This window comes from Streptomyces sp. NPDC045967 (assembly GCF_056430495.1).
Genome location: NZ_JBWKLE010000003.1, coordinates 326,946 through 352,793, shown reverse-complemented (window position 1 = coordinate 352,793; position 25,848 = coordinate 326,946). Strand labels below are relative to the sequence as shown.

The window sequence follows — 25,848 nt, the reverse complement described above, 5'->3', positions numbered from 1 at the left end:
GTTCCGGCTGCGTGCGGGCGGGGTACCCGGTCACGCCTGGGGCACGCGGAGGACCAGGGCGTCGCCCTGGCCGCCGCCGCCGCACAGCGCGGCCGCGCCGACGCCGCCGCCGCGCCGCTTCAGCTCCAGGGCCAGGTGCAGCACGACCCGGGCACCGGACATGCCGATGGGGTGCCCCAGGGCGATGGCGCCGCCGTTGACGTTCACCTTTTCCGGGGTGACCCCGAGGTCCTTCATTGACTGCACGGCGACCGCCGCGAAGGCCTCGTTGATCTCGATGAGGTCCAGGTCGGCGACCTCCAGGCCCTCCTTCTTCAGGGCGTGCAGGATCGCGTTAGAGGGCTGCGACTGCAGGGAGTTGTCGGGACCGGCCACGTTGCCGTGGGCGCCGATCTCCGCGATCCACGCCAGGCCCAGCTCCTCGGCCTTGGCCTTGCTCATCACGACCACGGCGGCCGCGCCGTCGCTGATCTGCGAGGAGGTGCCGGCGGTGATCGTGCCGTCCTTGGCGAAGGCGGGGCGCAGCCGGCCGAGGGACTCGGCGGTGGTCTCCGGGCGGATGCCCTCGTCCTGGGAGAACAGGACCGGCTCGCCCTTGCGCTGCGGGATCTCCACCGGGGTGATCTCGGCCTCGAAGACGCCGTTCTTCTGCGCGGCGGCGGCCCGCTGGTGGGAGGCGGCGGCGAACTCGTCCTGCGGGGCGCGCTCGATGCCCAGGCGGGTGTTGTGCTTCTCGGTCGACTCGCCCATCGCGATGTTCTCGAACGCGTCGGTGAGGCCGTCGTAGGCCATCGCGTCGAGCATCTCGATGGCACCGTACTTGTAGCCCTCGCGGGACTTGGGCAGCAGGTGCGGGGCGTTGGTCATGGACTCCTGGCCGCCGGCGACCACGATGTCGAACTCACCGGCGCGGATCAGCTGGTCCGCCAGGGCGATGGCGTCCAGGCCCGAGAGGCACACCTTGTTGATGGTGAGCGCGGGGACGTTCATCGGAATTCCGGCCTTGACGGCGGCCTGGCGCGCTGGAATCTGGCCCGCGCCCGCCTGGAGGACCTGCCCCATGATCACGTACTGCACCTGGTCGCCGGCGATCCCGGCGCGGTCCAGCGCGGACTTGATGGCGAACCCGCCGAGGTCGGCACCCGAGAAGGACTTCAGCGATCCGAGCAGCCGGCCCATGGGCGTGCGGGCCCCGGCGACGATCACTGAGGTGGTGTTGTTCGATCCGGACATGAGGCACAGCCCCTTGAGGATGAGGAGTGAACGAGGGTTTACCTGAATGTACTGAGCGGTACCGGCGGCGTCACCGGGCTGCCGGTGTGATCGCTGGCACGTTGCGAGACACCCCCTCCCGGCGGTGCACTGGTCCCATGCTGACAAGGATCGACCACATCGGAATCGCCTGCTTCGACCTCGACAAGACCGTCGAGTTCTACCGTGCCACGTACGGGTTCGAGGTCTTCCACACCGAGGTCAACGAGGAGCAGGGCGTCCGCGAGGCCATGCTCAAGATCAACGAGACGTCCGACGGCGGCGCCTCCTACCTCCAGCTGCTCGAGCCGACCCGTGAGGACTCGGCCGTGGGCAAGTGGCTGGCGAAGAACGGGGAGGGTGTCCACCACATCGCCTTCGGCACCGAGGACGTCGACGGCGACGCGGAGGCCATCCGCGGCAAGGGCGTCCGCGTCCTGTACGACCAGCCCCGCATCGGCTCGATGGGCTCCCGGATCACCTTCCTCCACCCCAAGGACTGCCACGGAGTCCTGACCGAGCTCGTCACCTCGAACCCCGACCACTGATGCCCCGTATCCCCGGCCGGTAGAGTGGCCATGGCTCGGCCGGGGTTCGGTGCGGAGACGGGGTCGGGGCCTGTGACCCCTGCCCCGGTATCTGACACCATTCCCCCGGGGGCGTCGTTCAGCGGGCGAGCGATGCTCATTGGGATTGAGCTTGCGACCAGGGGACGGATGGGACCGCGCTGTGCGGGGCTACGAAAGCCAGGAGAGCCATCAGGCCGAGGCCGACCATCTCTCGCGCTTCGAGGCCGAGATGGAGCGGCTGAAGAAGGAGCGCGGGAAGGCCGTCCAGCACGCTGAGGACCTGGGATACCAGGTCGAGGTGCTGCGCGCCAAGCTCCACGAGGTGCGCCGTGCTCTGGCGTCCCGCCCCGCCTACGACGGCGCGGACATGGGCTACCAGGCGGAGCAGCTGCTCCGCAACGCCCAGATCCAGGCCGACCAGATGCGCTCGGACGCCGAGCGCGAGCTGCGCGACGCCCGGGCGCAGACCCAGCGCATCCTCCAGGAGCACGCCGAGCACCAGGCCCGCCTGCAGGCGGAGCTGCACGCCGAGGCCGTCAACCGGCGCCAGCGCCTGGACCAGGAGCTGGCGGAGCGCCGTCAGACCGTCGAGGCGCACGTCAACGAGAACGTGGCCTGGGCCGAGCAACTGCGCGCCCGTACCGAGTCCCAGGCGCGCCGGCTGCTGGAGGAGTCCCGCGCCGAGGCCGAGCAGTCCCTGAACGCGGCCCGCGCCGAGGCGGCCCGGGTCGCCGAGGAGACCCGGCGCCGCATCGCCGCCGACGCCGAGGCGTCCCGCGCGGAGGCCGAGGCCACCCTGCTGCGCGCCCGCAAGGAGGCCGAGCGGCTGCTGACCGCCGCCTCCGCGCAGGCCCAGGAGGCCACCGAGCACGCGGAGCGGCTGCGCTCCGCCACCTCCGCCGAGGCGGAGCAGACCCGGCAGCAGACCCTCGACCTCGGACGGGTCGCCGAGCAGCGCGCCCAGGAGGCCGACGGAGCCCTGCGCGAGGCGCGGGCGGCGGCCGAGAAGGTTCTCGCGGAGGCCAAGGAGAGCGCCGCCCGGCAGCTCGCCTCGGCGGAGTCCGTCAACGAGCAGCGCACCCGTACCGCCAAGGAGCAGGTGGCGCGGCTGGTCGGCGAGGCCACCAAGGAGGCCGAGGCCCTCAAGGCGGAGGCCGAGCAGGCGCTGGCCGACGCCCGCGCCGAGGCGGAGCGGCTGCGCACGGAGGCCGGCGAGCAGGCCCGTACGGCCGCCGCCGAGGACACCGCGGCGCAGCTGGCGAAGGCGGCCCGCACCGCCGAGGACGTACTGAACAAGGCATCGGAGGACGCCCGGGCCACCACCAGGGCCGCGTCCGAGGAGGCCGAGCGGATCCGCCGCGAGGCCGAGGCGGAGGCCGAGCGGCTGCGCGCCCAGGCGGCGGCCACGGCCGACGAGCTCAAGGGCGCGGCGAAGGACGACACCGAGGAGTACCGGGCCCGCACGGTCGAACTCCAGGAGGAGGCCCGGCGGCTGCGCGGCGAGGCCGAGCACCTGCGCGCCGAGGCCGTCGCCGAGGGCGAGCGGATCCGCGGCGAGGCCCGCCGCGAGGCGGTCCAGCAGATCGAGGAGGCGGCCAGGACCGCCGAGGAACTCCTCGGCAAGGCCAAGTCCGACGCGGACGAGCTGCGCGGCGGGGCCACCGCCGAGAGCGAGCGCGTCCGCGCCGAGGCCGTCGAGCGGGCCACCACCTTGCGCCGGCAGGCCGAGGAGACCCTGGAGCGGACCCGCGCCGAGGCGGAGCGGCTGCGGGCCGAGGCCGAGGAGCGGGCGGAGGCCGTCCGGGCCGAGGCCGAGGCGGCGGCGCTCGCCCGGCGCGAGGAGACCGAGCAGGCGCTGGCGGCCAAGCGCGCGGAGGCCGACGAGGAACTCCAGCGGCTGCACGCGGACGCCGAGAGCCGCCTGACCACGGCCGAGCAGACGCTGCGCGACGCCCGGTCGGCGGCGGAGGCCGTCCGCCGGGAGACCGGTGAGGAGAACGACCGGCTGCGCGCCGAGGCGGCGGAGCGGGTCCGCACCCTGCAGGCGCAGGCGGCGGCGGAGGCCGACCAGCTGCGCACCGAGGCGGCCCAGGACGCCGGGCGGGTGCGCGCGGAGGCCGAGCAGGCCGCGGTGCGGCTGCGCGGCGAGGCCGAGGCCGAGGCCGAGCGGGTGCGTTCCGAGGCCCAGGAGACCGCGGACCGGCTGCGCGCCGAGGCGAAGGCGGCGGCCGAGCGGGTCGCCGGGGAGGCCGCGGAGGCGCTGGCCGCCGCGCAGGAGGAGGCCGCCCGGCGGCGCCGGGAGGCCGAGGAGACCCTCGCCTCGGCGCGGACGGACGCCGGGACGGAGCGGGCGCAGGCCCGCGAGCAGAGCGAGGAGCTGCTGGCCGCGGCCCGCAAGCGCTCCGAGGAGGCGCAGGCCGAGGCGGCCCGGCTGACCGAGGAGGCCGAGCGGCGCGCCTCGGAGTTGGTGGCGGCGGCCGAGGCCACCGCCCAGCAGGTACGGGACTCCGTGGCCGGTCTGCACGAGCAGGCCGAGGAGGAGGTCGCCGGACTGCGCAGCGCGGCCGAGCACGCGGCGCAGCGCACCCGGACCGAGGCCGAGGAGGAGGCCGAGCGGGTCCGCGCCGACGCCTACGAGGAGCGGGAGCGCGCCGGCGAGGACGCGAACCGGATCCGCACCGAGGCGCGCGCCGAGACCGACGCGGCGAAGGCGCTGGCCGAGCGCACGGTCGGCGACGCGATCGCCGAGGCCGAGCAGCTGCGCACCGACACCGCGGAGTACGCGCAGCGGGTGCGTACCGAGGCCACGGACGCGCTGGCGGCTTCGGAGCGGGACGCGGCCCGGACCCGGGCGGACGCCCGCGAGGACGCCAACCGGATCCGCGGCGAGGCGGCGGCCGCGGCGGACGCCACCCGCGCGGAGGCGGCCGGCACGCTGGACGAGGCCCGCTCCGAGGGCAACCGGCTGCGCGCCGAGGCCGCCGAGCAGGCGGACCGGCTCATCGCCGAGGCCACGGGCGAGGCCGAGCGGCTCACCGAGGAGACCGCGGCCGCGAACGCCGCGACCGTCGCCGAGGCCGAGGCGGCCGCGGCGGTGCTGCGCGCGAAGGCGGAGCGGCTCACGGCCCAGGCGGCCGAGACGCTGGTGTCGGCCGAGCGGGACGCCGCGCGCATCCTGGTCGACGCCCGTACCGAGGGCGACCGGCTGGTCGAGGAGACCCGCGCGGCCAACGAGGCCACGGTCGGCGAGGCCGCGGCCGAGGCGGAGCGACTGCGTGCCGACGCCGCGCAGGTCCTGGACGACGCCCGTGCGGAGGGCGGCCGGATCATCGGCGAGGCCACCGCGGAGGCGGACCGTGTCACGGCCGCGGCGAACGAGACCCTGGCGAGCGCCGAGCAGGAGTCCGCGAGGATCCTCGACGAGGCGCGCGAGGAGGCCAACAAGCGCCGCAGCGAGGCCGCCGAGCAGGTCGACCGGCTCATCACGGAGGCCGCGGCGGAGGCCGAGCGGCTCACCAGCGAGACCGCCGCGGAGGCGGAGCGGCTCACGGCCCAGACGCGCAAGGACAACGAGCGCACGGTCGGCGAGGCGGCGAACGAGGCCGAGCGGCTGCGCGCGGAGGCGTCCGAGGCGCTGTCGTCCGCGCAGGAGCACGCGACCCGGACCCGGTCGGAGGCCGAGCGGGTCAAGGCGGAGGCCGCGGGCGAGGCGGAGCGCCTGCGCGCGGAGGCCCGTGCGGAGTCCGAGCGGCTGCTGGACGAGGCGCGCGAGGAGGCCAACAAGCGCCGCTCCGAGGCCGCCGAGCAGGTGGACCGGCTCATCACGGAGGCCGCGGCGGAAGCCGAGAAGCTCACCGCGGAGGCGCAGAAGCAGGCGCTGGCTTCGACGACGGCGGCCGAGGAGCAGGCCGACGCGATGGTGGACGCGGCCCGCAAGGAGGCCGCGCGGATCACCTCGGAGGCGACCGTCGAGGGCAACTCCCTGGTGGAGAAGGCCCGTACGGACGCGGACGAGCTGCTGGTCGGCGCGCGTACGGACGCGGCCGCCATAAGGGAGCGGGCGGAGGAGCTGCGCGCCCGGGTCGAGGGCGAGGTCGAGGAACTGCACGAGCGGGCCCGCCGGGAGTCGGCCGAGCAGATGAAGTCGGCCGGCGAGCGCGTGGACAAGTTGGTGCGCGCGGCGACCGAGCAGAGCGTCGAGGCCGAGGCGAAGGCCAAGGAGCTGGTGTCCGACGCGAGCAGCGAGGCGAGCAAGGTGCGCATCGCGGCGGTGCGCAAGGCCGAGGCGCTGCTGAAGGAGGCCGAGCAGAAGAAGGCCGAGCTGGCGCGGGCGGCCGAGAAGGCGCTGGCCGAGGCGAAGGCGGAGGCCGAACGGCTCGTCGAGGAGGGCCGCCGGGAACTGGAGGTCCTGGTGCGGCGGCGCGAGGACATTCAGGCGGAGATCTCCCGTGTCCAGGACGTTCTTGAGGCGTTGGAATCATTCGAGGCGCCCTCGGGCGGCACGAAGCCCCAAGTGGGCGGCCAGGGCGCGGGGGGCGTGAAGGCCGGCGCGGCAGCGGGGTCCACCCGATCGGGTGGCAAGGCGTCAGAGGGCTAGTCGGTCCGCGGGATGTGTGCTTCTGAGGGAGGTTCAGGCGAACGGGTGACAAGCAATCCGTCGCCTTGCCACTCAAAAGGGGTGTCATTGTCCGGATCAAACGTGGATTGACTCGATGACACGCCGCTCGGGCGCCTAGGATTCCCCTTAACACCTCACGTAGCACCTCATCGGTCTCATTCGACAGGAACCCCATGAGCGACACTTCCTCCCCCTTCGGCTTCGAGCTCGTGCGGCGTGGTTACGACCGCGGTCAGGTGGACGACCGCATTACCAAGCTGGTCTCCGACCGCGACAGCGCCCTTGGACGCATCAACTCTCTGGAAAAGCGGATCGAGGAGCTGCACCTCGAGACGCAGAACGCCCAGGCCCAGGTGAACGACGCCGAGCCGTCGTACGCCGGTCTCGGCGCCCGGGTCGAGAAGATCCTCCGGCTGGCCGAGGAGGAGGCGAAGGACCTGCGCGAGGAGGCCCGTCGCGCGGCCGAACAGCACCGCGAGCTGGCCGAGTCGGCCGCCCAGCAGGTGCGCAACGACGCCGAGTCGTTCGCCGCCGACCTCAAGTCGAAGGCGGAGGACGAGGGCGTCCGCATCGTCGAGAAGGCCAAGGGCGACGCCTCCACCCTGCGCGCCGAGGCCCAGAAGGACGCGGCCTCCAAGCGCGAGGAGGCCGACGCCCTGTTCGAGGAGACCCGCGCCAAGGCCGCCCAGGCCGCCGCGGACTTCGAGACGAACCTGGCCAAGCGCCGCGAGCAGTCCGAGCGCGACCTGGCCTCCCGTCAGGCCAAGGCCGAGAAGCGCCTGGCGGAGATCGAGCACCGCGCGGAGCAGCTGCGCCTGGAGGCCGAGAAGCTGCGTACGGACGCGGAGCGCCGGGCCCGCCAGACGGTGGAGACCGCGCAGCGCCAGGCCGAGGACATCGTGGCCGACGCCAACGCCAAGGCGGACCGCATCCGCAGCGAGTCGGAGCGCGAGCTGGCGGCGCTCACCAACCGCCGCGACTCCATCAACGCGCAGCTGACCAACGTCCGCGAGATGCTGGCGACGCTGACCGGTGCGGCGGTCGCGGCCGCCAACCCGATCGTCGACGACGAGCCGGTCACCCGCGGCGTCCCGGCCCAGCAGAGCCGCTGAGCTCCGCCTCGCGGCTACCGGGCGGTACGGTTCGCCCGTTTCACGACGAAAGCAGGGCCGCGCGTCACCTTTCGAAGGTGGCGCGCGGCCCTTCGGCGTTCTAGCGTGGCCCGCATGATCGAGCTCGAGGGCCTCACCAAACGATTCGGCGCGAAGACCGCCGTGGACCACCTCAGCTTCCAGGTCAGACCGGGGGTGGTGACCGGCTTCCTCGGCCCCAACGGGGCGGGCAAGTCGACGACCATGCGCATGATGCTCGACCTCGACAATCCGACCAGCGGCACGGTTCGGATCGACGGGAAGCGCTACCGGGACCTGCCGGAGCCGCTGAAGCACATCGGAGCGCTGCTCGACGCCAAGTCCATGCACGGTGGACGCAGCGCCTACAACAACCTGCTGTGCCTGGCCGAGTCGAACCGGATCCCGAAGAGCCGGGTCGGCGAGGTCCTGGACCTGGTCGGGCTGACGCCCGTGGCGAAGAAGAAGTCCAAAGGATTTTCCCTGGGCATGGGCCAGCGGCTGGGAATCGCCTCCGCGCTGCTCGGTGATCCGGAAATCCTGATGTTCGACGAACCCGTCAATGGTCTGGACCCGGAGGGAATTCTCTGGATCAGGAATCTGATGAAAGCGCTGGCGGCGGAGGGGCGGACGATCTTCGTCTCCTCCCACCTGATGAGCGAAATGGCGCTGACCGCAGACCATTTGGTGGTGATCGGCCAGGGAAAGCTGCTGGCAGACCTGTCGATGGCTGATTTCATCCACCAGAACTCGCGCAGCTACGTCCGGCTGCGCTCGCCCCAGCAGGAGCAACTCAAGGACGTCCTGCACGAGGCGGGGATCGATGCCGTCGGCGTTCCGGCCACCGGAGCGCTGGAGATCGACGGCGTGAGCTCCGAGGAGCTCGGCGAACTGGCCGCCCGGCACCGGATCGTGCTGCACGAACTCAGCCCGCAACGGGCGTCATTGGAGGAAGCGTTCATGCGCATGACGGCGGACTCCGTCGAGTACCACGCCCACGCGCCGGGGGCGCCCGCCCTCGCGGGCATGGCCCCCGACAACCCGGCCCGGCCGGCCGACGTCCCCGCCTGGGGTGCCGGCTTCGAGGCGCAGCGCAAGGGCGGCGAGTGACCATGTCCTCCTTCCCCGCAGTCCTCAAGTCCGAGTGGACCAAGATCCGTACGGTCGCTTCCACGACCTGGACGCTGGCCGCGGCCCTGCTCGTGACGGTCGGCATCAGCGCGGCCCTGTGCGCGCTCGTGAACAGCACCTTCCAGGACATGCCCGCCGAGGAGAGGGCCACCTTCGACCCGACCCTGACGAGCTTCGCCGGGATGACCCTCGGCCAGCTCGCCATGATCGTCTTCGGTGTGCTGGTCGTCGGCAGCGAGTACAGCACGGGCATGATCCGCGCCTCGCTGGCCGCCGTGCCCCGGCGCGGCAGCTTCCTCGCCGGCAAGCTGTTCGTGGCGACCGCTCTCGCGCTCGCCGTGGGCCTGGTGACGAGCTTCCTGTCCTTCTTCCTCGGACAGGCCATCCTGGGTGACCGCAGCATCGCCATCGACGCGCCGAACGTCCTGCGCGCGGTGATCGGCGCCGGCCTCTACATGGCGATGATCGCCCTGTTCTCCATGGGCGTGGCCGCCATGCTGCGCAGCTCGATGCTCTCGCTCGGCATCCTGATGCCGTTCTTCTTCCTGGTCTCGAACATCATGGGCGTGGTCGAGGCGACCCGGAAGGTCGCCCAGTACTTCCCGGACCAGGCCGGTTCCCGGATCATGCAGGTGGTCCCGGGGGCGATGGGCAGCGAACCGCCGCCGTACGGCCCGTGGGGCGGCTTCGGGATCATGGCGCTGTGGACGCTGGCGGCGGTGCTCGGGGGCTACCTCGTCCTCCGCAAGAGGGACGCCTGACCTCCCGCCCGCGTACTACGGGTGATCCCCGGGTCGGTCTCAGGGGCGGCTCAGGGATCGGCCCGGGACGGAACCGCCGGGGAGTCGATATCCTCTTAACCCTTACGCGGGCGAGAGTCGTCCCGGCCTGGTAAGGGGCAGCACCATGATCGAGGCAGTCGGCCTGACCAAGCGCTTCGGCGCCAAGACCGCCGTCGACCAGCTGTCGTTCCAGGTCAAGCCCGGTCACGTGACCGGTTTCCTGGGGCCGAACGGCTCGGGCAAATCCACCACCATGCGGATGATCGTCGGCCTGGACCGGCCCACGGCCGGCCACGTCACGATCAACGGCCGGCCCTTCCGGGAGCTGCCGAACGCCCAGCGGCACGTCGGGGCCCTGCTCGACGCGAAGGCCCTGCACGGCGGCCGCCGGGCCCGCACCCACCTGCTGTCCATCGCCCAGCTCTCCGGGATCCCGGAGAAGCGGGTGGACGAGGTGCTGGCCGTGGTCGGCCTGCAGGACGTCGCCCGGCAGCGCACCAAGGGCTTCTCGCTCGGCATGGGCCAGCGGCTCGGCATCGCCACCGCCCTGCTCGGGGACCCGCGGGTGCTGCTCTTCGACGAGCCGGTCAACGGGCTGGACCCCGAGGGGATCCTCTGGGTCCGCAACCTGATGCGCCGGCTTGCCTCGGAGGGCCGCACCGTCCTCGTCTCCTCGCATCTGATGAGCGAGATGGCGCTGACCGCCGACCACCTGATCGTGATCGGCCGGGGGCGGCTGCTGGCCGATATGGGCACCCAAGAGTTCATCACCCACAACTCGGCCGGATTCGCTCGGGTGCGGGCGGCCGACACCGCTCCCCGTGGCCGGGACACGCTGGCCGCCACCCTCACCGAGGCGGGCGGACGGGTCCTGCAGGAGCCCGACGGAGCACTGCGCGTGACGGGCCTGGAGCTGCCGCGGATCGCCGACCTCGCCCACGGGGCCGGCGTACGGCTGTGGGAGCTGTCGCCCCACCGGGCCTCGCTGGAGGAGGCGTACATGCGGATGACCCAGTCCTCCCTGGAGTACACCTCCACCGACGACCCGCGGGCCGAGCTGTGGGAGCCGGAGCCGCTGGCCCTGCCCGCCTGGGAGGACGAGACGGCCGCCCCGGAGGTCCCCGGGGAAGCCTTCTATGCGCCGCCGCCGCCCGGGGCGGGCGGCCGGCCCTTCCTGATGCCGGGCGACCCCGGCGCGCTCTCGGCCGCCCGGAACACCCCCGCAGACAGCCAAGAGGACTCCCGATGACCGCCCCCACGCCCACCGGCGCCGCCGCCCTCGGCGCGCCGACGGATCCGCGGGAGCAGCCGCGGGACTACAGCTCGCCGCTGCCGACGCCGCGGCCGCACCTGGGCCACGCCGTGGCCTCGGAGTGGACCAAGATGGTCTCGGTCCGCTCCACCCTGTGGACGCTCGGCGCGTTCGTCCTGACCACGCTCGGCATCGGACTGCTGTTCGTCACGCAGACCGCCGCCTCGGACTACGCGCACATCTCCTTCACCACACCGGCCCTGTTCGGTCTGCTGGTGGGGCAGGTCGCGATGATGGTCCTCGGCGTGCTGACGATCACCTCGGAACATGCCAGCGGGCTGGTGCGGACGACCTTCACCGCCGCCCCGGAGCGGCACCGGGTGCTGACCGCGAAGTACCTGGTCTTCGGCGTCACGGCCTTCGTCACCACCGTCGGGTCGGTGTTCCTGGTCGGGATCGCCGCGGCGCTGGTGCACGCCGGCCCCGCCGCCGGGGTGCACCGGATCGGCGAATGGTTCGGCTCCCTGGTGGGCTGCTTCTACGTCACCCTGCTCGGGGTGCTCGCCCTGGCCGTCGGCGCGCTCGTCCGGCACTCCGCCGGGGCGATCGCGGTGATGCTGGGCGTCGTGACCCTGCCGCCGGTGATAGGCGCGATGCTGAGCTACTGGGAAGCGTCCGCTCCCCTCGGGCAGACGCTCATCGAGCACACCGTGCCGGCGGCGCTGATCCAGTTGTTCGGGATGAAGGAGGGCGCCACGGGGGAGGCACAGCCCGGGACCCTCTCGCACATGGTGATCATCCTGCTGGTCACCGGCGCCGCGGTGGCCGCGTCCTACATGACGGTCGCCCGACGGGACGTCTGAAGCCTTCCGGTGGAGGGCAGGCGCGCGCCGGCCCCGAACCGGCCTGCGGAGCCTAGTACTTCGGCGCGTTGCGGGACCGCTGCACCTTCGAGGTGCGGCGGTCCTTCGCGTTCCAGCAGGCCTTGTGCCAGTGGCGCCGGTCGTCCACGCCGCCGTACTCCGGCCAGGCGACCAGGTGCGGGGTGCCGGAGGGGATCTCCTGGTCGCAGCCCGGGCAGCGGTAGCGCTTGCCCGCCGCGCTCGCGCCCGCGACGTGCCGGACCTTCCACTCCTCGCCCCGGTACTCCTCGGTGCGCTCCAGCCCGTAGCGGTCGACATTCATGCCGGGGCGTTCGTCCGGAGTCTCGCCGCCCCTGGGGCGGTTGTGGCGCGGTGACACGTATACCTCACGGAAGGGCGGTCGGCAGTGACTTTCCTCCAGACTACGCGCAGCGAGGCCGGGTACCCGCAGGGTGTCCGGGGAGGGGCGGTCCAGGGCGTGGAGCCGGGAGGGCACCCGAAGGGGACTGGCCCGACAATCCCAATAACTTTCCTGTCAGCCCGTGCCTTCGGCACGTGTCGGACGTTGTTGCCAGAGGAAGAACCGGTCCACCTGGGGAGGCCGCGTCAGCCGCGAGGAGGGTGAAGGCGATGCGCGTAGGAGCGTTTGTACTGGCGGCCCAGTTCCCGGGCCAGGGGCAGGGAGAGGCACTGCACCGGGCGGTGCGGACCGCCGAGGTGGCCGAGCAGGCGGGGCTCGACTCGGTCTGGGTGGCCGAGCACCATTTCGTGCCGTACGGGGTCTGCCCCTCGGCGGTGACGCTGGCGGCGCTGCTGCTGGGGCGGACGCGGCGGCTGCGGGTGGGCACGGCGGTCAGCGTGCTGCCCAGCACGCATCCGGTGGCCCTCGGGGAGCAGGCGGCGCTGCTGCACCTGACCTCCGGCGGCCGGTTCAGCCTCGGCGTGGGGCGGGGCGGGCCGTGGGTGGACCTGGAGGTGTTCGGGGGCGGCCTGGAGGCTTACGAGAAGGGCTTCCCGGAGGCCCTGGACCTGCTGCGGCGCTGGCTGTCCGACGCCCGGGTGGGAAGCGCCGGCGAGCGCTTCGCCTTCCGCGAGGTGGCCGTCGTACCGCGCCCCGCGGAGGCCCTGGACGGGGACGCGTCCGGCCCGGAGGTCATCGTGGCCTGCACCTCGCCGTCGTCGGTGCGGATGGCCGCGCGGCGCGGGCTGCCCATGCTGCTCGGCATGCACTGCGGGGACGAGGACAAGGCCGGCATGGTCGCGCTGTGGCGGTCCACGGCGCTGGCGGCGGGCCACTCCCCCGAGCACGTCGCCGCCGCGGGCCACGTCTCCGCCGGGGTCTGCCAGCTGGCGGACCGTACGGCGGACGCGCGCGAGACGCTGCTGAAGGCACTGCCGGGCTGGCTCAAGCAGGGCCTCGACGCCCACGTGACCGTGGACGGCCGGGCGCGCGCGATGCGGGACCCGGTCGCGTACACGGAACTCCTGTGCGACCTCCACCCGGTGGGCTCGCCGCAGCGGGCACTGGACCGGCTCGCGGCCACCTCGGAGCGGACGGGCATCACGCGCTTCGCCCTCCTGACGGAGGGCTCGGGCGATCTCGCCGCGACGGAGGAGAACGTGCGGCGCCTCGGCGCCGAAGTCCTGCCCCGCCTCGGCTGAGACCTACCGGCCGGCGCTGCCGGGTGCCGTCCGGTCCGATCGACCGGACGGCACGGTCAGCAGTCCCGCAGCCCGGGCGACTGGTTGAGCAGCTGACCGCGGATCGAAGTGAACTTGGCCAGCCGGTCGTCCACCGAGGGGTCCAGCGGGAACACCGCCACCCGGTGGCAGTTCTGGAACGCCAGGCGCACTCCGAAGTGCCGCTGCAGAGCACCGCGTATCGCGTCGCTCGCGAGAGCGCGCAGCAGCTGCCCGCGCGCCTGCTCGTTCGGCGGCGGCGTCTGGTTGTCGGCGAACTGCCCGCCGTCCACCTTCAACTGGGCCACCAACGAGCTGATCATCTCCCATGCGTAGGGCAGGGAGGTCCGGACGCAGTCGACGAAAGCGGCTTCGTCGACCTCGCCTCGCTCGGCCTGTTCGAGTAGGGCCGGTGAGACGTCGAGCGACATGGGTTCTCCTCTCGTGACCCCGGGCATTCGGGTTGCCGGAGTCGTACGGGCAGGGAAGGAGGCCGCGACGCAGCGTGCACGCTCCGCAACCTCCCGCTCACCACGGTAGGCGCCCCATGGGTGACGCACCAGGAGAATGCGCATACAACGCGCCATCGGCGAAGGGGGCTTTCAGGGGCGAATCGCGTGGAGCGCCGTCCGTCGAGTAGCGTTGCCGACCATGCGTCTCGTCATCGCCCGCTGCTCCGTCGACTACGCGGGCCGGCTCACCGCCCATCTGCCCTCGGCACCCCGTCTGATCCTCGTGAAGGCCGACGGCAGTGTCTCGATCCATGCGGACGACCGGGCGTACAAACCGCTCAACTGGATGTCGCCCCCGTGCACCCTCAAAGAGGGGAGCGGTGACGACGCCGGCGTGTGGACGGTCGTCAACAAGGCCGGTGAGAAGCTCATCATCACCATGGAGGAAGTCCTGCACGACTCCTCCCACGAACTCGGCACCGACCCGGGGCTCATCAAGGACGGCGTGGAAGCACACCTCCAGGAGCTCCTCGCGGACCGCATCGACACGCTGGGCGAGGGCTACACGCTGATCCGGCGCGAGTACATGACGGCGATCGGACCGGTGGACATCCTGTGCCGGGACGCCTCCGGCGCGACGGTGGCCGTGGAGATCAAGCGCCGCGGCGAGATCGACGGCGTCGAGCAGCTGACCCGCTACCTGGAGCTGCTGAACCGCGACCCGCACCTGGCCCCCGTGCGCGGCGTCTTCGCCGCCCAGGAGATCAAACCGCAGGCCAAGGTCCTGGCGACGGACCGCGGGATGGACTGCGTGGTCCTGGACTACAACGCGCTGCGCGGCATCGAGGACGACAAGCTGCGGCTGTTCTGACCCGCCGCCCGCCCACTGCGCCGAAGGCTCCGTCCCCCCGGGGGGACGGAGCCTTCGGCGTGTCAGACGGCGACGGCGGTGGCCGACGCGGTGCCGGTGCCCGAGGTGGCCGTCGCCGTGCCGGTGCCCGCGGTGGCCGTCGGGGTCGGCGGGGCGGTCTCCTCCGGGGTCGGCGAGGGAGACGGCTCCAGGGAGCTCGGCGGCGGCGAGACCGGCGGGGAGACCGGGGGCTGCGGCGGGGTGGACTGCGGGCGCCGCGAGGGCGTACGGGACGGCGTACGGCCCGGGGTCGCGCCGGAGGTCTCCCCGGGGGAGGCGGGCAGCGGCGCAGGAGCGGCCGGGTCGGAGGGCGCCGGTGCGGGGTTGTTCCCGCCCGCCCCCGTCTCCACCGGCGGGGCCGCGGGCCGCGTCGGGGTGACCGACGAGGCCGGGGTCTTGGTCGCGGGCGGGGCGGGGCTGTCGGCGGATCCCAGCGTGAGGCCCACCACCGCTCCCACGGCGACCACGGCGAGCGCGCCGGCCCCGGCGAGCAGGATCCGGCGCCGACGGGCCGCCGCGTCGGCGGGGGCCGGTCCGGGGGCGGGCCGGGGGGCCGCGGCGGGCTCGGGCTTCGGCGCGATCGGGAAGGCGTCCTCGAACACCTCCGACAAGGTGGACGGCACCTCCTGACGCCGGATCACGGGCACCACGGGGGACACCCGGGTCACGGCGTCGGAGTCGGGCCCGCCGGTCGCGGACCCGCCGCCCCGGCCCCCGCCCGCGGCGAGGCCGCTCGCCGCACCCGGGCCGCCGGCGGCGCCGAGGCCGGCACCGGCGCCGAGGCCGGCACCGAGGCCACCACCGGCCCCGGACCCGGCCCGCATGCCGCTTCCGGTCCCCGGGCCGGCGCCCGTGCCGCTGCGCGCACCCGAGCCCGCACCGGCACCGAGGCCGGCCGCAGCGCCCACACCGTTTCCTGCACCGGCACCTGCAACGGCACCGGCACCGGCACCGGCAGCCGGGCCGGTCCTCCCGGAAGAGGACCCCGTCCCGGAGGAAGGCCCCGTCCCGGAGGAGGACCCCGTTCCGGAGGAAGGCCCCGTCCCGGAGGAAGGCACGGTCCCCGAAGGCGACGCGGTACCGGCCGAGGGGCCGGCCGCGGCCGCCGCCGTGGACCCTCCGGCGGAGCCGGGCGGGAGGGCCGCGGGCGCGCCGCCCGCGGCCACGGCCGGCGGCTCCAGCCGCAGCGGCGGCGAGACCGCCACCCCGGCGGCCTCCTGGTCCACGACCAGGGCCAGCGCCCTGCGGCCCGCCACGGTGCCCCGCTTGTCGGCCAGCGCCCCGCGCAGCCCGATCGAGGTCTCCAGCTCGGCCCGCGCCCGGTCCAGGCGCCCCTCGCACAGGGCGAGCACGCCCAGTTCGTGGTGGAAGTACGCCTGCTCGGCCACCTCCCCCGCCTTGCGCGCGGCTTCGGCGCCCGAGCGCAGCACCCGCTCCCACGCCTCCCAGTGCAGCGAGGCCGCGAACGCCGGGGCCGCCGTCCGGGCCAGCAGCACGGCCGCCACCACGTCCGCGCCGGACAGCGCGCTGAGCACCGCGTCCGCCTCGGCGGCGATCCGCTCCGGCGTCACCGAGGAGTGTCCGGTCCACCAGGCGTAGTGCCGGGCGGCCGTGCGGGCCTCCTCGGCCGCGGTGTCCCCGTACCCGACCTCTTCCAGCTGCCGGGAGACGCCCGCGGCGAGGCGGTAGCGCGTGCCGACCGGGGTGAGCAGCCCGCAGTCCAGCAGTTCCGCCACCGCGGTGTCGGCGTGGGTGTCCCCCACCAGCGCCGGCAGGTGCGCGGGGTGCGGCAGCTCACCGCCCAGCGCGCAGGCGATCCGCAGGGCGGCGCGCGCCGACTCGCTGACGCGCGAGGCCAGCAGCTCCGCCGGGGCCGCGCCCTCGGCGAGCGTCGGGAGCGGCACCTCCACGGCCTCGCGGGGCCGCTCGTCGAAGACGCCGGGCTCTTCCTCGTCGTCGTCCTCGTCGGTGCGGTTGAGCTCGTCGCGCTGCCGCAGCATCGCGGCGGCCTGGACGAAGCGCAGGGGGAGCCCTTCGGAGGCGAACCGCAGATCCGTCGCCCAGGCGGTCTCCGCGTCCGTCAGCGGCCGGCCCAGGCGCGTCTCCAGCAGTTCGAGGCAGTCGGCCTTGCCCAGTCCGGCGAGGAAGACCTCCTCGATGTGCGAGTCGTCGGAGGGCGACCGGGTGTCGGGGGTCGCGGCCAGCAGATAGGCGCACTCGGGAGTGGCGTGCAGCAGCTCCTCGAGGGCGGGGCCGCCCATGTCCAGGTCGTCGAGGAGGACGATGGCGCCGATGTCCCGTACCCGGGCGAGGAGTTCGATCCGGTCGGGCCGCCGGCCGGGGGCTTCGTACACGGCGGCGTACAGCGCGTGGAGCAGCTCGCCGGGCTGCTGCTGGCCGTCGCCGGAGAGCCGTACGACGCCGTCGGGGGCGAGGCCCGCGCACCGGGCGGCGACCGCGTCCAGCAGGGTGGTGCGGCCGGATCCCGGGGGCCCGGTCAGCCGTACCGACCGGCCGCGCCCCAGCAGGCGTACGAGCCGCTCGCACTCCTCGTCGCGCCCCAGCGGCGGCCGGGCGGGGGCGTCGGCGCCGGGCAGGACGGGCGGCCGGGCGGCGGCGTCCCGGGCGGCGCGGGCGGCGGCGTCGCGCTTGGCGGGGCGGCCGGGGCGGGTGCCGGGGCGCAACGGCTCGATCTCGCTGCCGTCGACGGGGTTGACGGTGAGCGAGAAGTCACCGGCGGTGAGCGTCACGACCCGGGCGGGCGCCATGGGCGCGGGCAGGGCGGCGGACGGAGGCGTCGCGGGAGGGACCGCGGACCGGGGCGAGGCGGATACGGCCGGTGCCGCCGGTGTTCCCGATGCCGCCGGCGTCGCGGACGTGCCGGATATCGCAGATGTCCCGGATGTCGCGGGCGGTCCGGCGGCTTTCGCGGGCCCCTCGCCCCCGGTCGCCTGCCGCTGTATGTGGTCCATGACCATGTCCCCCGATCGCGCCGTGCGCCTCGCCGTCGTACCGCCCGGCCTTCGCACACGCCGCTGTCGCTACTGGTCCGGTTTCCGCCCGAACCCTAGACCGTGGCCGGTCGTGGGTGGAACCGCGGGGGTGCCATCACCACCGGACCGTTACGTTTCAGCAGGAAAACGGAACGGTTCGTTCACACCCGGGGGAGGGACTCCGCTTCCAGCCCGCCCTCGATCGACAGGATCCGGTGCAGCCGGGTCGCCACGAGCAGCCGCTGCATCTGCGGCGGCACTCCGCGCAGCACCAGGCGCCGTCCGGTCCGGCCGGCCCTGCGGTGCGCGCCCATGATCACCCCGAGGCCGGTCGCGTCCCAGGAGTCGAGCCCGGTGAGGTCGAGCACGAGGTCGCCGTGGCCGTCGTCGAGGGCCGAGTGCAGGACCGTACGGGCGTCCGCCGCGCTGCGCACGTCGAGGCGACCCCCGACGACGAGTTCGGCGTGGTCGCCCCTGATGTGCATGTGTACTCCCGGCGGTACTGCGTACGTGTGGTCCGACTGGTCCGTGGTCGGCAACTCTCACTGCAACTGACTGCCGCTCGGGCAGGGAAGTTGCCGACCGTGAGCGAACCGATACCTAATTCACCCCGAGGGGTGAAGGTGTTCGAACAGTGGTGCTCGGTGGCGCGCTCCGGCGACCTGGGGTTCTCAGTGCTTGTAGAAGCCCTGGCCGCTCTTGCGCCCGATGTCCCCGGCGTCCACCATCCGGCGCATGAGCTCCGGCGGTGCGAACTTCTCGTCCTGGGACTCGGTGTAGATGTTGCTGGTGGCGTGCAGCAGGATGTCGACGCCGGTGAGGTCGGCGGTGGCCAGCGGGCCCATCGCGTGGCCGAAGCCCAGCTTGCACGCGATGTCGATGTCCTCGGCGGAGGCCACGCCGGATTCGTACAGCTTCGCGGCCTCGACGACCAGCGCGGAGATGAGACGGGTCGTCACGAAGCCGGCCACGTCGCGGTTGACGACGATGCAGGTCTTGCCGACGGATTCGGCGAACGCGCGGGTGGTGGCGAGGGTCTCGTCGCTCGTCTTGTAGCCGCGGACGAGCTCGCAGAGCTGCATCATCGGAACCGGCGAGAAGAAGTGCGCGCCGACGACCCGCTCCGGGCGCTCCGTGACGGCCGCGATCTTGGTGATCGGGATGGCGGAGGTGTTGGAGGCGAGGATCGCGTCCTCACGGACGATCTTGTCGAGCGCCCGGAAGATCTCGTGCTTGATCTCGATCTTCTCGAAGGCGGCCTCGACCACGATGTCGACGTCGGCGGCGGCGTCGAGGTCGGTCGTGGTGGTGATGCGTGCGAGGGCCGCCTCGGCGTCCTCGGCCGACAGCTTGCCCTTGGAGACGAACTTGTCGTACGAGGCCTTGATCCCGTCCGTGCCCCGGGTCAGCGCGGCGTCGGTGACATCGCGCAGGACGACGTCCCAGCCCGCCTGAGCGGAGACCTGAGCGATCCCGGACCCCATCAAGCCGGCACCGATGACGGCAAGCTTCCCAGCCACTGCACACCCCATGTTCGTGAAATAGGCACAGTCTCAAAAAGGCCCGGCCTTGGAAGGGCCCGGTCCCGTAGCCACTCCGGCGGAGACTAGCGCCCGGCCGGTGCGGTGTGACCGTGAAGTAACACGCGTCACGTCTCAGATGACGGACATCACACCGGTACGGCCCAGCAGCGCGCCGGATCCCCGCAGTTGGCCCGGACTACCCTTGCGGCATGGTGAACCTCACGCGCATCTACACCCGTACCGGTGACAAGGGCACGACCGCGCTCGGCGACATGAGCCGCACGGCCAAGACCGACGTGCGGATCTCCGCGTACGCCGACGCGAACGAGGCGAATGCGGCGATCGGTACCGCCATCGCCCTCGGCAGCCTGCCGGAGGAGGTCGTGAAGGTCCTGGTCAGGGTGCAGAACGACCTGTTCGACGTCGGCGCGGACCTGTGCACCCCGGTGGTCGAGGATCCGGAGTACCCGCCGCTGCGCGTCGAGCAGTTCTACATCGACAAGCTGGAGGCGGACTGCGACGTCTTCAACGAGCGGCTGGAGAAGCTCCGCAGCTTCATCCTCCCCGGTGGGACCCCGGGAGCCGCCCTCCTGCACCAGGCGTGCACGGTGGTCCGCCGCGCCGAACGCTCCACCTGGGCGGCGCTGGAGGTGCACGGCGAGGTGATGAACCCGCTGACCGCGACCTACCTGAACCGGCTGTCCGACCTGCTGTTCATCCTGGCCCGCACGGCCAACAAGGAGGTCGGGGACGTGCTGTGGGTGCCGGGCGGCGAGCGCTGACCTCGACCGCCTGCCGGGCGCCCCTGAGACGACAGGCCCTAGGCCCTGTCGTCAAAGTCCCGCCTGGCCCGCGCCACTTTGACGACAGGCCCTAGGAGACCTGCCCCGCGGGGGCCTTTTTCGGCCACACCGTGTAGGCGACGGCGACCAGGGCGTGGATGCCGACCGCGCGCAGGGCTCCGTACTGCCACGCCCGCAGCGAGCTGACGTCACTCGCGTCCCCCACGTACCAGACGGCGACCTGCAGGAGGCTGAGGGCGACGGCCGCGGCGACGACGGTGCGGATCCACAGCCGCCACTCGTGGGCGGCCCTCGCCTTCCCGTACCCGGCCCCGGCCGGCTTGGGTCCGCCCGCGAGGCGGTACGCGGCGTGCCCGTCCAGCCAGGTGATCGTGTAGTGGCCGTAGGCGACGGTGTAGCCGATGTACAGCGCGGCGAGACCGTGCTTCCAGTCCGGCGGTGCGCCGTTCTTCAGGTCGAGCGTGGTGACCACCAGCAAGGCCAGCTCCATCACCGGCTCGCACAGCAGGACCGCCGCGCCCAGGCGCGGCTTCCCGGCGAGGTAGCGCAGGGCCAGGCCGGCGGCCAGCAGCACCCAGAAGCCCACCTCGCAGGCGATGATCAGGGCGACGATCACGGGACTCTCCGTTCCGCTCGGGACTGGTCGGCGCTTCGCCTCCAGCCTCCCGTCCGGTCCGGGCCGTTGCGTCGTCGCCTGTGAGGAAAGGCGGCTGCATCCTTCGATGTACGGACGACTCGGCCTCTGCGCCGAGGACCGCGCCCGTGGCAGCCTGTTGGATGGGACCGTGACCACGAAGAGCCTGCGCCCGCACCGCCACGACGTCCTCCTGGCCGTCGTCGGCCTGCTCGCGGGCCTGGTCATGTGGTCGCTGGGCATCTACAGCAGCAGCGTCCGCCACCTCCTGCCGGCCTGGGCCGCCCTGATCCCCCTCGGGGTGCTCGCCGCGATGGAGCTGCTGCGCCGCTCCAGGCCGTCGGTGGCCCTGGCGGTCGGCACCCTCGGCGTGGTCGCGAACGAGTTCACCGTCGGCAGCCTCGCCGCCGTCCTGATCTACACCGACCTGATGTACGCCGCCGTCGTGTACGGCTCCCCGGCCACGGCCCGGCGGCTCCCGATCAGCACCGGCCTGGTCACCGTGGCCGTCACCATCGGCTTCCTGGCCTGGCTGCGCACGCCCGAGGCCCTGCTGATCGGCGTGGTGACGGGCCTGGTGAGCTTCGCCCCGGCGCTGACCGGCGCCACCCTGCGCAACCACCGCGAGGCGGCCGTCGCCGCCCGGCTGCGCGCCGAGCAGACCGCGCTGCTGGCGGAGATGGACCGCAGCCAGGCGGTCGCCGCCGAGCGCGCCCGGATGGCCCGGGAGCTGCACGACATGGTGGCCAACCACCTCTCGGCGATCGCCATCCACTCCACCGCGGCGCTCTCCATCGACCGGGCCGACACCAGCCGCGAGGCGCTCGGGGTGATCCGGGAGAACAGCGTCCAGGGCCTGGCCGAAATGCGCCGGTTGATCGGGCTGCTGCGGGATGCGGGAGCCGGGCGGGAGGCGGCCGCCCTGCCGACGCTGGACGGCCTGGACGCCCTGCTGGGGCAGGCCCGGACGAACGGCTCGGCGAGCGGGCTGGACTTCGTCCTGCACGACGAACGGCCTCCGGGAGGAGGGCCGCTGCCGGCCCCGGTGGGCCTGGCCGCGTACCGGATCGTCCAGGAGTCGCTGACCAATGCCGTCAAGCACGCCGTCGCGGGCACGGTCACGGTCCGCGTGGGCCGGGCGGACGGCCTGCTGACGGTGGCGGTGGAGTCGCCGTACGGGCACCGCGCGGGCCCGCGGGCCCCGGGCTCGGGCGCCGGGCTGATCGGCATGCGGGAGCGCGCGGAGCTGCTGGGCGGGGAGTTCTCGGCCGGGCGCTCCGGCGGGACATGGTGCGTGCGGGCGTCCCTGCCCGCCGAGGAGAAGGCGGTGGAGGCGTGACCATCAGGGTGCTCGTGGCAGAGGACCAGAGCGCGGTACGGGCCGGGCTGGTGCTCATCCTGCGCAGTGCGGGCGGCATCGAGGTGGTGGGCGAGGCCGCCGACGGGGAGGAGGCGGTGCGCCTGGCCCGGGAGCTGCGGCCCGACCTGGTCCTGATGGACGTGCAGATGCCGAGGCTCGATGGGGTGTCCGCGACCCGCCAGGTGGTCGCGGAAGGGCTGGCCGACGTGCTGGTGCTGACCACCTTCGACCTGGACGAGTACGTTTTCGGGGCCTTGCGGGCGGGCGCGGCGGGCTTCCTGCTGAAGGACGCGGAGGCCGCCGAGCTGGTCGGGGCGGTGCGGACGGTCGCGCGCGGGGAGGGCCTGATCGCCCCCGCGGTGACCCGGCGGCTGATCGCCGAGTTCGCGGCTCCGGCGCGCCCGGCCAGGCCCCCCGCTCCCCCGGCCCTGGCGACCCTGACGCCCCGCGAACGCGAGGTCCTGTCCTGCCTGGGCGCCGGGCTGTCGAACGCGGAGATCGCCGTGCGCCTGGACATGGCGGAGGCGACGGCGAAGACGCACGTCAGCCGTCTGCTCAACAAGCTGGAGCTGCGCAGTCGCGTCCAAGCGGCCGTACTGGCCCAGGAGTTGGGGCTGTAGGGCACACACGGACGCAATCGTTCCCATGAGGTCTGGACCTCTTGACGGTTGGTCCAGACCTTTCTACGCTCACCGCACACAACTGTGGTGAGCGTGCCATGACAAGCGTGCTCACGGGCGGCGCAGGTCCCACCCCCATGTCGACGTCGGCCCCACGACACGACGGACCTACGGAGGATCACCCTTGAGCACAGCATCCCCACCCCGCACCAGGCGTACCCGGTTCTTCACGCGCGTCGCGGCGGTCGTGGCCGCGCTCGCCCTGCCCGTCACCGGGCTCGTCGTGCTGGCCGGCCCCGCACAGGCCGCCACGTCCGCGACCGCGACGTACACCAAGGTGTCCGACTGGGGCACCGGCTTCGAGGGCAAGTGGACGGTGAAGAACACCGGCACCACCACCATCAGCTCGTGGACCGTCGAGTGGGACTACCCGGCCGGCACCGCCGTCACCTCGGCCTGGGACGCGACGGTGACCAGCTCGGGCACCCACTGGACGGGCAAGAACGTCGGCTGGAACGGCACCCTCGCCCCCGGGGGCACCGCCAGCTTCGGATTCAACGGCACCGGCGGCGGCTCCCCTGCCGGCTGCAAGATCAACGGCGTCTCCTGTGACGGCAGCCAGCCGGGCGACACTCCCCCCACCGCGCCCGGCACCCCCACCGCCTCCAACGTCACCGAGACCTCGCTCTCCCTGAGCTGGTCCCCGGCCACCGACGACAAGGGCGTCAAGAACTACGACGTCCACCGCGGCGGCGCCAAGATCGCGACCGTCACGGGCACCAGTTACGCCGATTCGGGCCTGACCAAGGGCACCGCGTACACCTACACCGTCACCGCCCGCGACACCGCCGACCAGACCGGCCCCGCCTCCGGCACCCTGTCGGTGACCACCGCCGGCGGCACCATCCCGCCGCCGGACCCCGCCGGCAAGGTCAAGCTCGGCTACTTCACCAACTGGGGCGTCTACGGCCGCAACTACCACGTGAAGAACCTGGTCACCTCCGGTTCGGCGAGCAAGATCACGCACATCAACTACGCCTTCGGCAACGTGCAGAACGGCCAGTGCACCATCGGTGACGCCTTCGCCGACTACGACAAGGCCTACACCGCCGACCAGAGCGTCGACGGCGTGGCCGACACCTGGGACCAGCCGCTGCGCGGCAACTTCAACCAGCTGCGCAAGCTGAAGAAGGCCTACCCGCACATCAAGGTGCTGTGGTCCTTCGGCGGCTGGACCTGGTCCGGCGGGTTCCCGCAGGCCGCGGCCAACCCGGCCGCCTTCGCCCAGTCCTGCTACAACCTGGTCGAGGACCCGCGCTGGGCCGACGTCTTCGACGGGATCGACCTTGACTGGGAGTACCCGAACGCCTGCGGCCTGTCCTGCGACACCAGCGGCCCGGCCGCGTTCAAGAACCTGATGCAGGCGACCCGGGCGAAGTTCGGCGCGAACAACCTGGTCACCGCGGCCATCACCGCCGACGCCTCCAGCGGCGGCAAGATCGACGCGGCCGACTACGGCGGCGCGGCGCAGTACGTCGACTTCTACAACGTCATGACCTACGACTTCTTCGGCGCCTGGGCGGCGCAGGGCCCGACGGCCCCGCACTCCCCGCTGACCTCCTACCCGGGCATCCCGCAGGCCGGCTTCAACTCCGCCGACGCCATCGCCAAGCTCAAGGCCAAGGGCGTCGCCGGCTCGAAGCTGAACCTCGGCATCGGCTTCTACGGCCGCGGCTGGACCGGCGTCACCCAGGCGGCCCCCGGCGGCACGGCCACCGGACCGGCCCCCGGCACCTACGAGCAGGGCATCGAGGACTACAAGGTGCTCAAGACCAGCTGCCCGGCCACCGGCACCGTCGCCGGCACGGCCTACGCCAAGTGCGGCAGCAACTGGTGGAGCTACGACACCCCGGCCACCATCGCCGGGAAGATGACCTGGGCCAAGCAGCAGGGCCTGAGGGGAGCCTTCTTCTGGGAGTTCAGCGGCGACACCGGCAACGGTGAGCTCGCGAACGCGATCCACACCGGGCTCCAGTAGCAGGACCGAAGCCGGGGAGACGGGTCCGCCCCCGTCTCCCCGGCTTCTTCGTTGTCCGGCGGCCTACGGCAGCGCCAGGCGGCTTCCGGCAGCGCCAGGCGCCGGTGGCAGCGGCTTCCGGCAGCGCCAGGCGACGGCGGCAGCCGACAGCGTCAGGCCACGTTCACCCGCTGGCCGGGCGGCGCCGCCTCCAGCCACGCCAGGAAACCCGTCAGCGCGTCCTCGCTCATCGCCAGCTCCAGGCGCGTACCCCGATGGGCGCAGCCGAGCACGACGGCGTCGGAGAGCAGGGCCAGCTCCTCCTCGCCCTCGGGGGCGCGGCGGGCGACGACCTCGATCGAGGAGCGCTCCAGCAGCCGGCGCGGGCGCGGGGAGTACGAGAACACGCGGAACCACTCGATGCGGTCGCCGCTGTACCGCGCGACCCCGTACACCCAGCCCTTGCCCGAGGTGTCGGTCTCCTCCGGGACGCCCCAGCGCATGCTGCAGTCGAAGGTGCCGCCGGAGCGCTGGATGAGTCTGCGCCGCAGGCCGAAGACGAACAGCCCGATCACCACCAGGGCTACGACCAGGCCGCTCACAAGCAGAGCGAGGAGCATCTTCACCGACCTCCTCGCTCATCGAATACCGCATGCCCAAAAAACGACCTGCATCGCCTCAGCCGCGACCCGGTCTGGAAAGTTCCAGAACGGACCGCGGCTGAGGTGTGCCGAGCCCCGGAGGTCGCCCTCCGGCACTCAGCGGTTCAAACTCCGACGGGTGTTCAGCCCGTTACGGCGCGCAGCCGGACATCCGCGCGACGCTCGGCGGCCGCATCGGCCTCCGCCTTCGCGCGCTCCAGTGCCCGCTCCGCACGCTGGACGTCGATCTCGTCCGCGAGCTCGGCGATCTCGGCCAGCAAGGACAGCTTGTTGTCCGCGAACGAGATGAATCCGCCGTGCACCGCTGCGACGACAGTGTTGCCGTCACTGGTACGGATGGTCACCGGGCCCGATTCCAGCACACCGAGAAGCGGCTGGTGACCGGGCATGACGCCGATGTCGCCGGACGTGGTGCGGGCGACAACAAGGGTGGCCTCGCCGGACCAGACATTGCGGTCCGCCGCGACCAGCTCGACGTGCAGCTCAGCAGCCAAGGTGGCTCCTCGGGTCACCACCCGGCGGGTCAGCCGGGTGTTGGGTCAAATACTAATGGGCGTGAGGAGAGGGACGGGACACACCCGCCCCTCTCCGTGAATCT

22 protein-coding genes are annotated in these 25,848 nt (G+C 72.9%); 13 read left to right on the top strand and 9 right to left on the bottom strand.

The features are described 5' to 3' along the window. Positions 1–30: 30 nt before the first annotated feature. On the bottom strand, positions 31–1,233 hold the full coding sequence (locus tag AC07FY_RS08565; protein ID WP_479002450.1) for an acetyl-CoA C-acetyltransferase: 1,203 nt from the start codon (positions 1,231–1,233) through the stop codon (positions 31–33). A gap of 137 nt (positions 1,234–1,370) precedes the next feature. Between AC07FY_RS08565 and mce the strand changes: the two genes are divergently transcribed. From mce to AC07FY_RS08530, 7 genes are all read left to right on the top strand, one after another. Beyond that, complete coding sequence (mce, locus tag AC07FY_RS08560; RefSeq protein WP_069921985.1) at positions 1,371–1,799, top strand: methylmalonyl-CoA epimerase; 429 nt, start codon at positions 1,371–1,373, stop codon at positions 1,797–1,799. A 181-nt stretch (positions 1,800–1,980) separates the two neighbouring features. Next, complete coding sequence (gene scy / locus AC07FY_RS08555; protein ID WP_479002447.1) at positions 1,981–6,417, top strand: polarized growth protein Scy; 4,437 nt, start codon at positions 1,981–1,983, stop codon at positions 6,415–6,417. Positions 6,418–6,611: 194 nt separating this feature from the next. Beyond that, positions 6,612–7,550, top strand: coding sequence for a cellulose-binding protein (locus AC07FY_RS08550; RefSeq protein WP_479002444.1), 939 nt, complete (start codon positions 6,612–6,614; stop codon positions 7,548–7,550). A gap of 114 nt (positions 7,551–7,664) precedes the next feature. Continuing rightward, positions 7,665–8,678 carry an ABC transporter ATP-binding protein gene (locus tag AC07FY_RS08545; RefSeq protein ID WP_479002441.1) on the top strand — a complete coding sequence of 338 codons (1,014 nt, stop codon included), beginning with the start codon at positions 7,665–7,667 and terminating at the stop codon, positions 8,676–8,678. A 2-nt stretch (positions 8,679–8,680) separates the two neighbouring features. Then, complete coding sequence (locus AC07FY_RS08540; RefSeq protein WP_479003170.1) at positions 8,681–9,460, top strand: ABC transporter permease; 780 nt, start codon at positions 8,681–8,683, stop codon at positions 9,458–9,460. 145 nt (positions 9,461–9,605) lie between these two features. Beyond that, on the top strand, positions 9,606–10,730 hold the full coding sequence (locus tag AC07FY_RS08535; protein WP_479002438.1) for an ABC transporter ATP-binding protein: 1,125 nt from the start codon (positions 9,606–9,608) through the stop codon (positions 10,728–10,730). Continuing rightward, on the top strand, positions 10,727–11,596 hold the full coding sequence (locus AC07FY_RS08530; protein WP_479002435.1) for an ABC transporter permease: 870 nt from the start codon (positions 10,727–10,729) through the stop codon (positions 11,594–11,596). Before AC07FY_RS08535 ends, AC07FY_RS08530 begins: the two co-directional genes overlap by 4 nt. 52 nt (positions 11,597–11,648) lie before the next feature. On the opposite strand, the gene AC07FY_RS08525 is transcribed toward AC07FY_RS08530, so the two are convergent. Beyond that, a complete protein-coding gene (locus tag AC07FY_RS08525) occupies positions 11,649–11,975 on the bottom strand; it encodes an ATP/GTP-binding protein (RefSeq protein ID WP_479002433.1) in 327 nt (108 codons plus the stop codon). Positions 11,976–12,226: 251 nt separating this feature from the next. Here AC07FY_RS08525 and AC07FY_RS08520 point away from each other — a divergent pair, with 251 nt between their 5' ends. Then, entirely contained in the window at positions 12,227–13,258 is a 1,032-nt protein-coding gene (locus AC07FY_RS08520) for an LLM class flavin-dependent oxidoreductase (protein WP_479002430.1), read from the top strand. Between the two features lie 56 nt (positions 13,259–13,314). Here the strand turns inward: AC07FY_RS08520 and AC07FY_RS08515 are convergent, their stop codons facing one another. Next, on the bottom strand, positions 13,315–13,707 hold the full coding sequence (locus tag AC07FY_RS08515; protein ID WP_479002427.1) for an SCO5389 family protein: 393 nt from the start codon (positions 13,705–13,707) through the stop codon (positions 13,315–13,317). 220 nt (positions 13,708–13,927) lie between these two features. Between AC07FY_RS08515 and nucS the strand changes: the two genes are divergently transcribed. Next, positions 13,928–14,599 carry an endonuclease NucS gene (gene nucS, locus AC07FY_RS08510; protein ID WP_387116572.1) on the top strand — a complete coding sequence of 224 codons (672 nt, stop codon included), beginning with the start codon at positions 13,928–13,930 and terminating at the stop codon, positions 14,597–14,599. Between the two features lie 62 nt (positions 14,600–14,661). Here the strand turns inward: nucS and AC07FY_RS08505 are convergent, their stop codons facing one another. The 3 genes from AC07FY_RS08505 to AC07FY_RS08495 form a co-directional block, all read right to left on the bottom strand. Then, positions 14,662–17,406, bottom strand: coding sequence for an ATP-binding protein (locus AC07FY_RS08505; protein WP_479002424.1), 2,745 nt, complete (start codon positions 17,404–17,406; stop codon positions 14,662–14,664). 386 nt (positions 17,407–17,792) lie between these two features. Next, positions 17,793–18,116: an STAS domain-containing protein gene (locus tag AC07FY_RS08500; protein ID WP_069921974.1), complete on the bottom strand. Its 324-nt coding sequence runs from the start codon at positions 18,114–18,116 to the stop codon at positions 17,793–17,795. Positions 18,117–18,302: 186 nt separating this feature from the next. Beyond that, on the bottom strand, positions 18,303–19,151 hold the full coding sequence (locus tag AC07FY_RS08495) for a 3-hydroxyacyl-CoA dehydrogenase family protein (RefSeq protein ID WP_386522369.1): 849 nt from the start codon (positions 19,149–19,151) through the stop codon (positions 18,303–18,305). A 212-nt stretch (positions 19,152–19,363) separates the two neighbouring features. Between AC07FY_RS08495 and AC07FY_RS08490 the strand changes: the two genes are divergently transcribed. Further along, the gene (locus AC07FY_RS08490) at positions 19,364–19,936 is read left to right on the top strand and encodes a cob(I)yrinic acid a,c-diamide adenosyltransferase (protein WP_479002420.1); all 573 of its coding nucleotides are present in this window, start codon (positions 19,364–19,366) and stop codon (positions 19,934–19,936) included. A 91-nt stretch (positions 19,937–20,027) separates the two neighbouring features. On the opposite strand, the gene AC07FY_RS08485 is transcribed toward AC07FY_RS08490, so the two are convergent. Next, on the bottom strand, positions 20,028–20,573 hold the full coding sequence (locus AC07FY_RS08485; RefSeq protein WP_479002418.1) for a hypothetical protein: 546 nt from the start codon (positions 20,571–20,573) through the stop codon (positions 20,028–20,030). 169 nt (positions 20,574–20,742) lie between these two features. Between AC07FY_RS08485 and AC07FY_RS08480 the strand changes: the two genes are divergently transcribed. From AC07FY_RS08480 to AC07FY_RS08470, 3 genes are all read left to right on the top strand, one after another. Next, positions 20,743–21,930: a sensor histidine kinase gene (locus tag AC07FY_RS08480; protein ID WP_479002415.1), complete on the top strand. Its 1,188-nt coding sequence runs from the start codon at positions 20,743–20,745 to the stop codon at positions 21,928–21,930. Further along, a complete protein-coding gene (locus AC07FY_RS08475; RefSeq protein WP_479002413.1) occupies positions 21,879–22,571 on the top strand; it encodes a response regulator in 693 nt (230 codons plus the stop codon). Before AC07FY_RS08480 ends, AC07FY_RS08475 begins: the two co-directional genes overlap by 52 nt. Before the next feature lie 184 nt (positions 22,572–22,755). Then, on the top strand, positions 22,756–24,609 hold the full coding sequence (locus AC07FY_RS08470) for a glycosyl hydrolase family 18 protein (RefSeq protein ID WP_479002410.1): 1,854 nt from the start codon (positions 22,756–22,758) through the stop codon (positions 24,607–24,609). A gap of 152 nt (positions 24,610–24,761) precedes the next feature. On the opposite strand, the gene AC07FY_RS08465 is transcribed toward AC07FY_RS08470, so the two are convergent. Further along, on the bottom strand, positions 24,762–25,208 hold the full coding sequence (locus tag AC07FY_RS08465; RefSeq protein ID WP_479002408.1) for a DUF2550 domain-containing protein: 447 nt from the start codon (positions 25,206–25,208) through the stop codon (positions 24,762–24,764). Between the two features lie 164 nt (positions 25,209–25,372). Continuing rightward, the gene (locus tag AC07FY_RS08460; RefSeq protein ID WP_030008701.1) at positions 25,373–25,744 is read right to left on the bottom strand and encodes a F0F1 ATP synthase subunit epsilon; all 372 of its coding nucleotides are present in this window, start codon (positions 25,742–25,744) and stop codon (positions 25,373–25,375) included. Positions 25,745–25,848 lie beyond the last annotated feature (104 nt).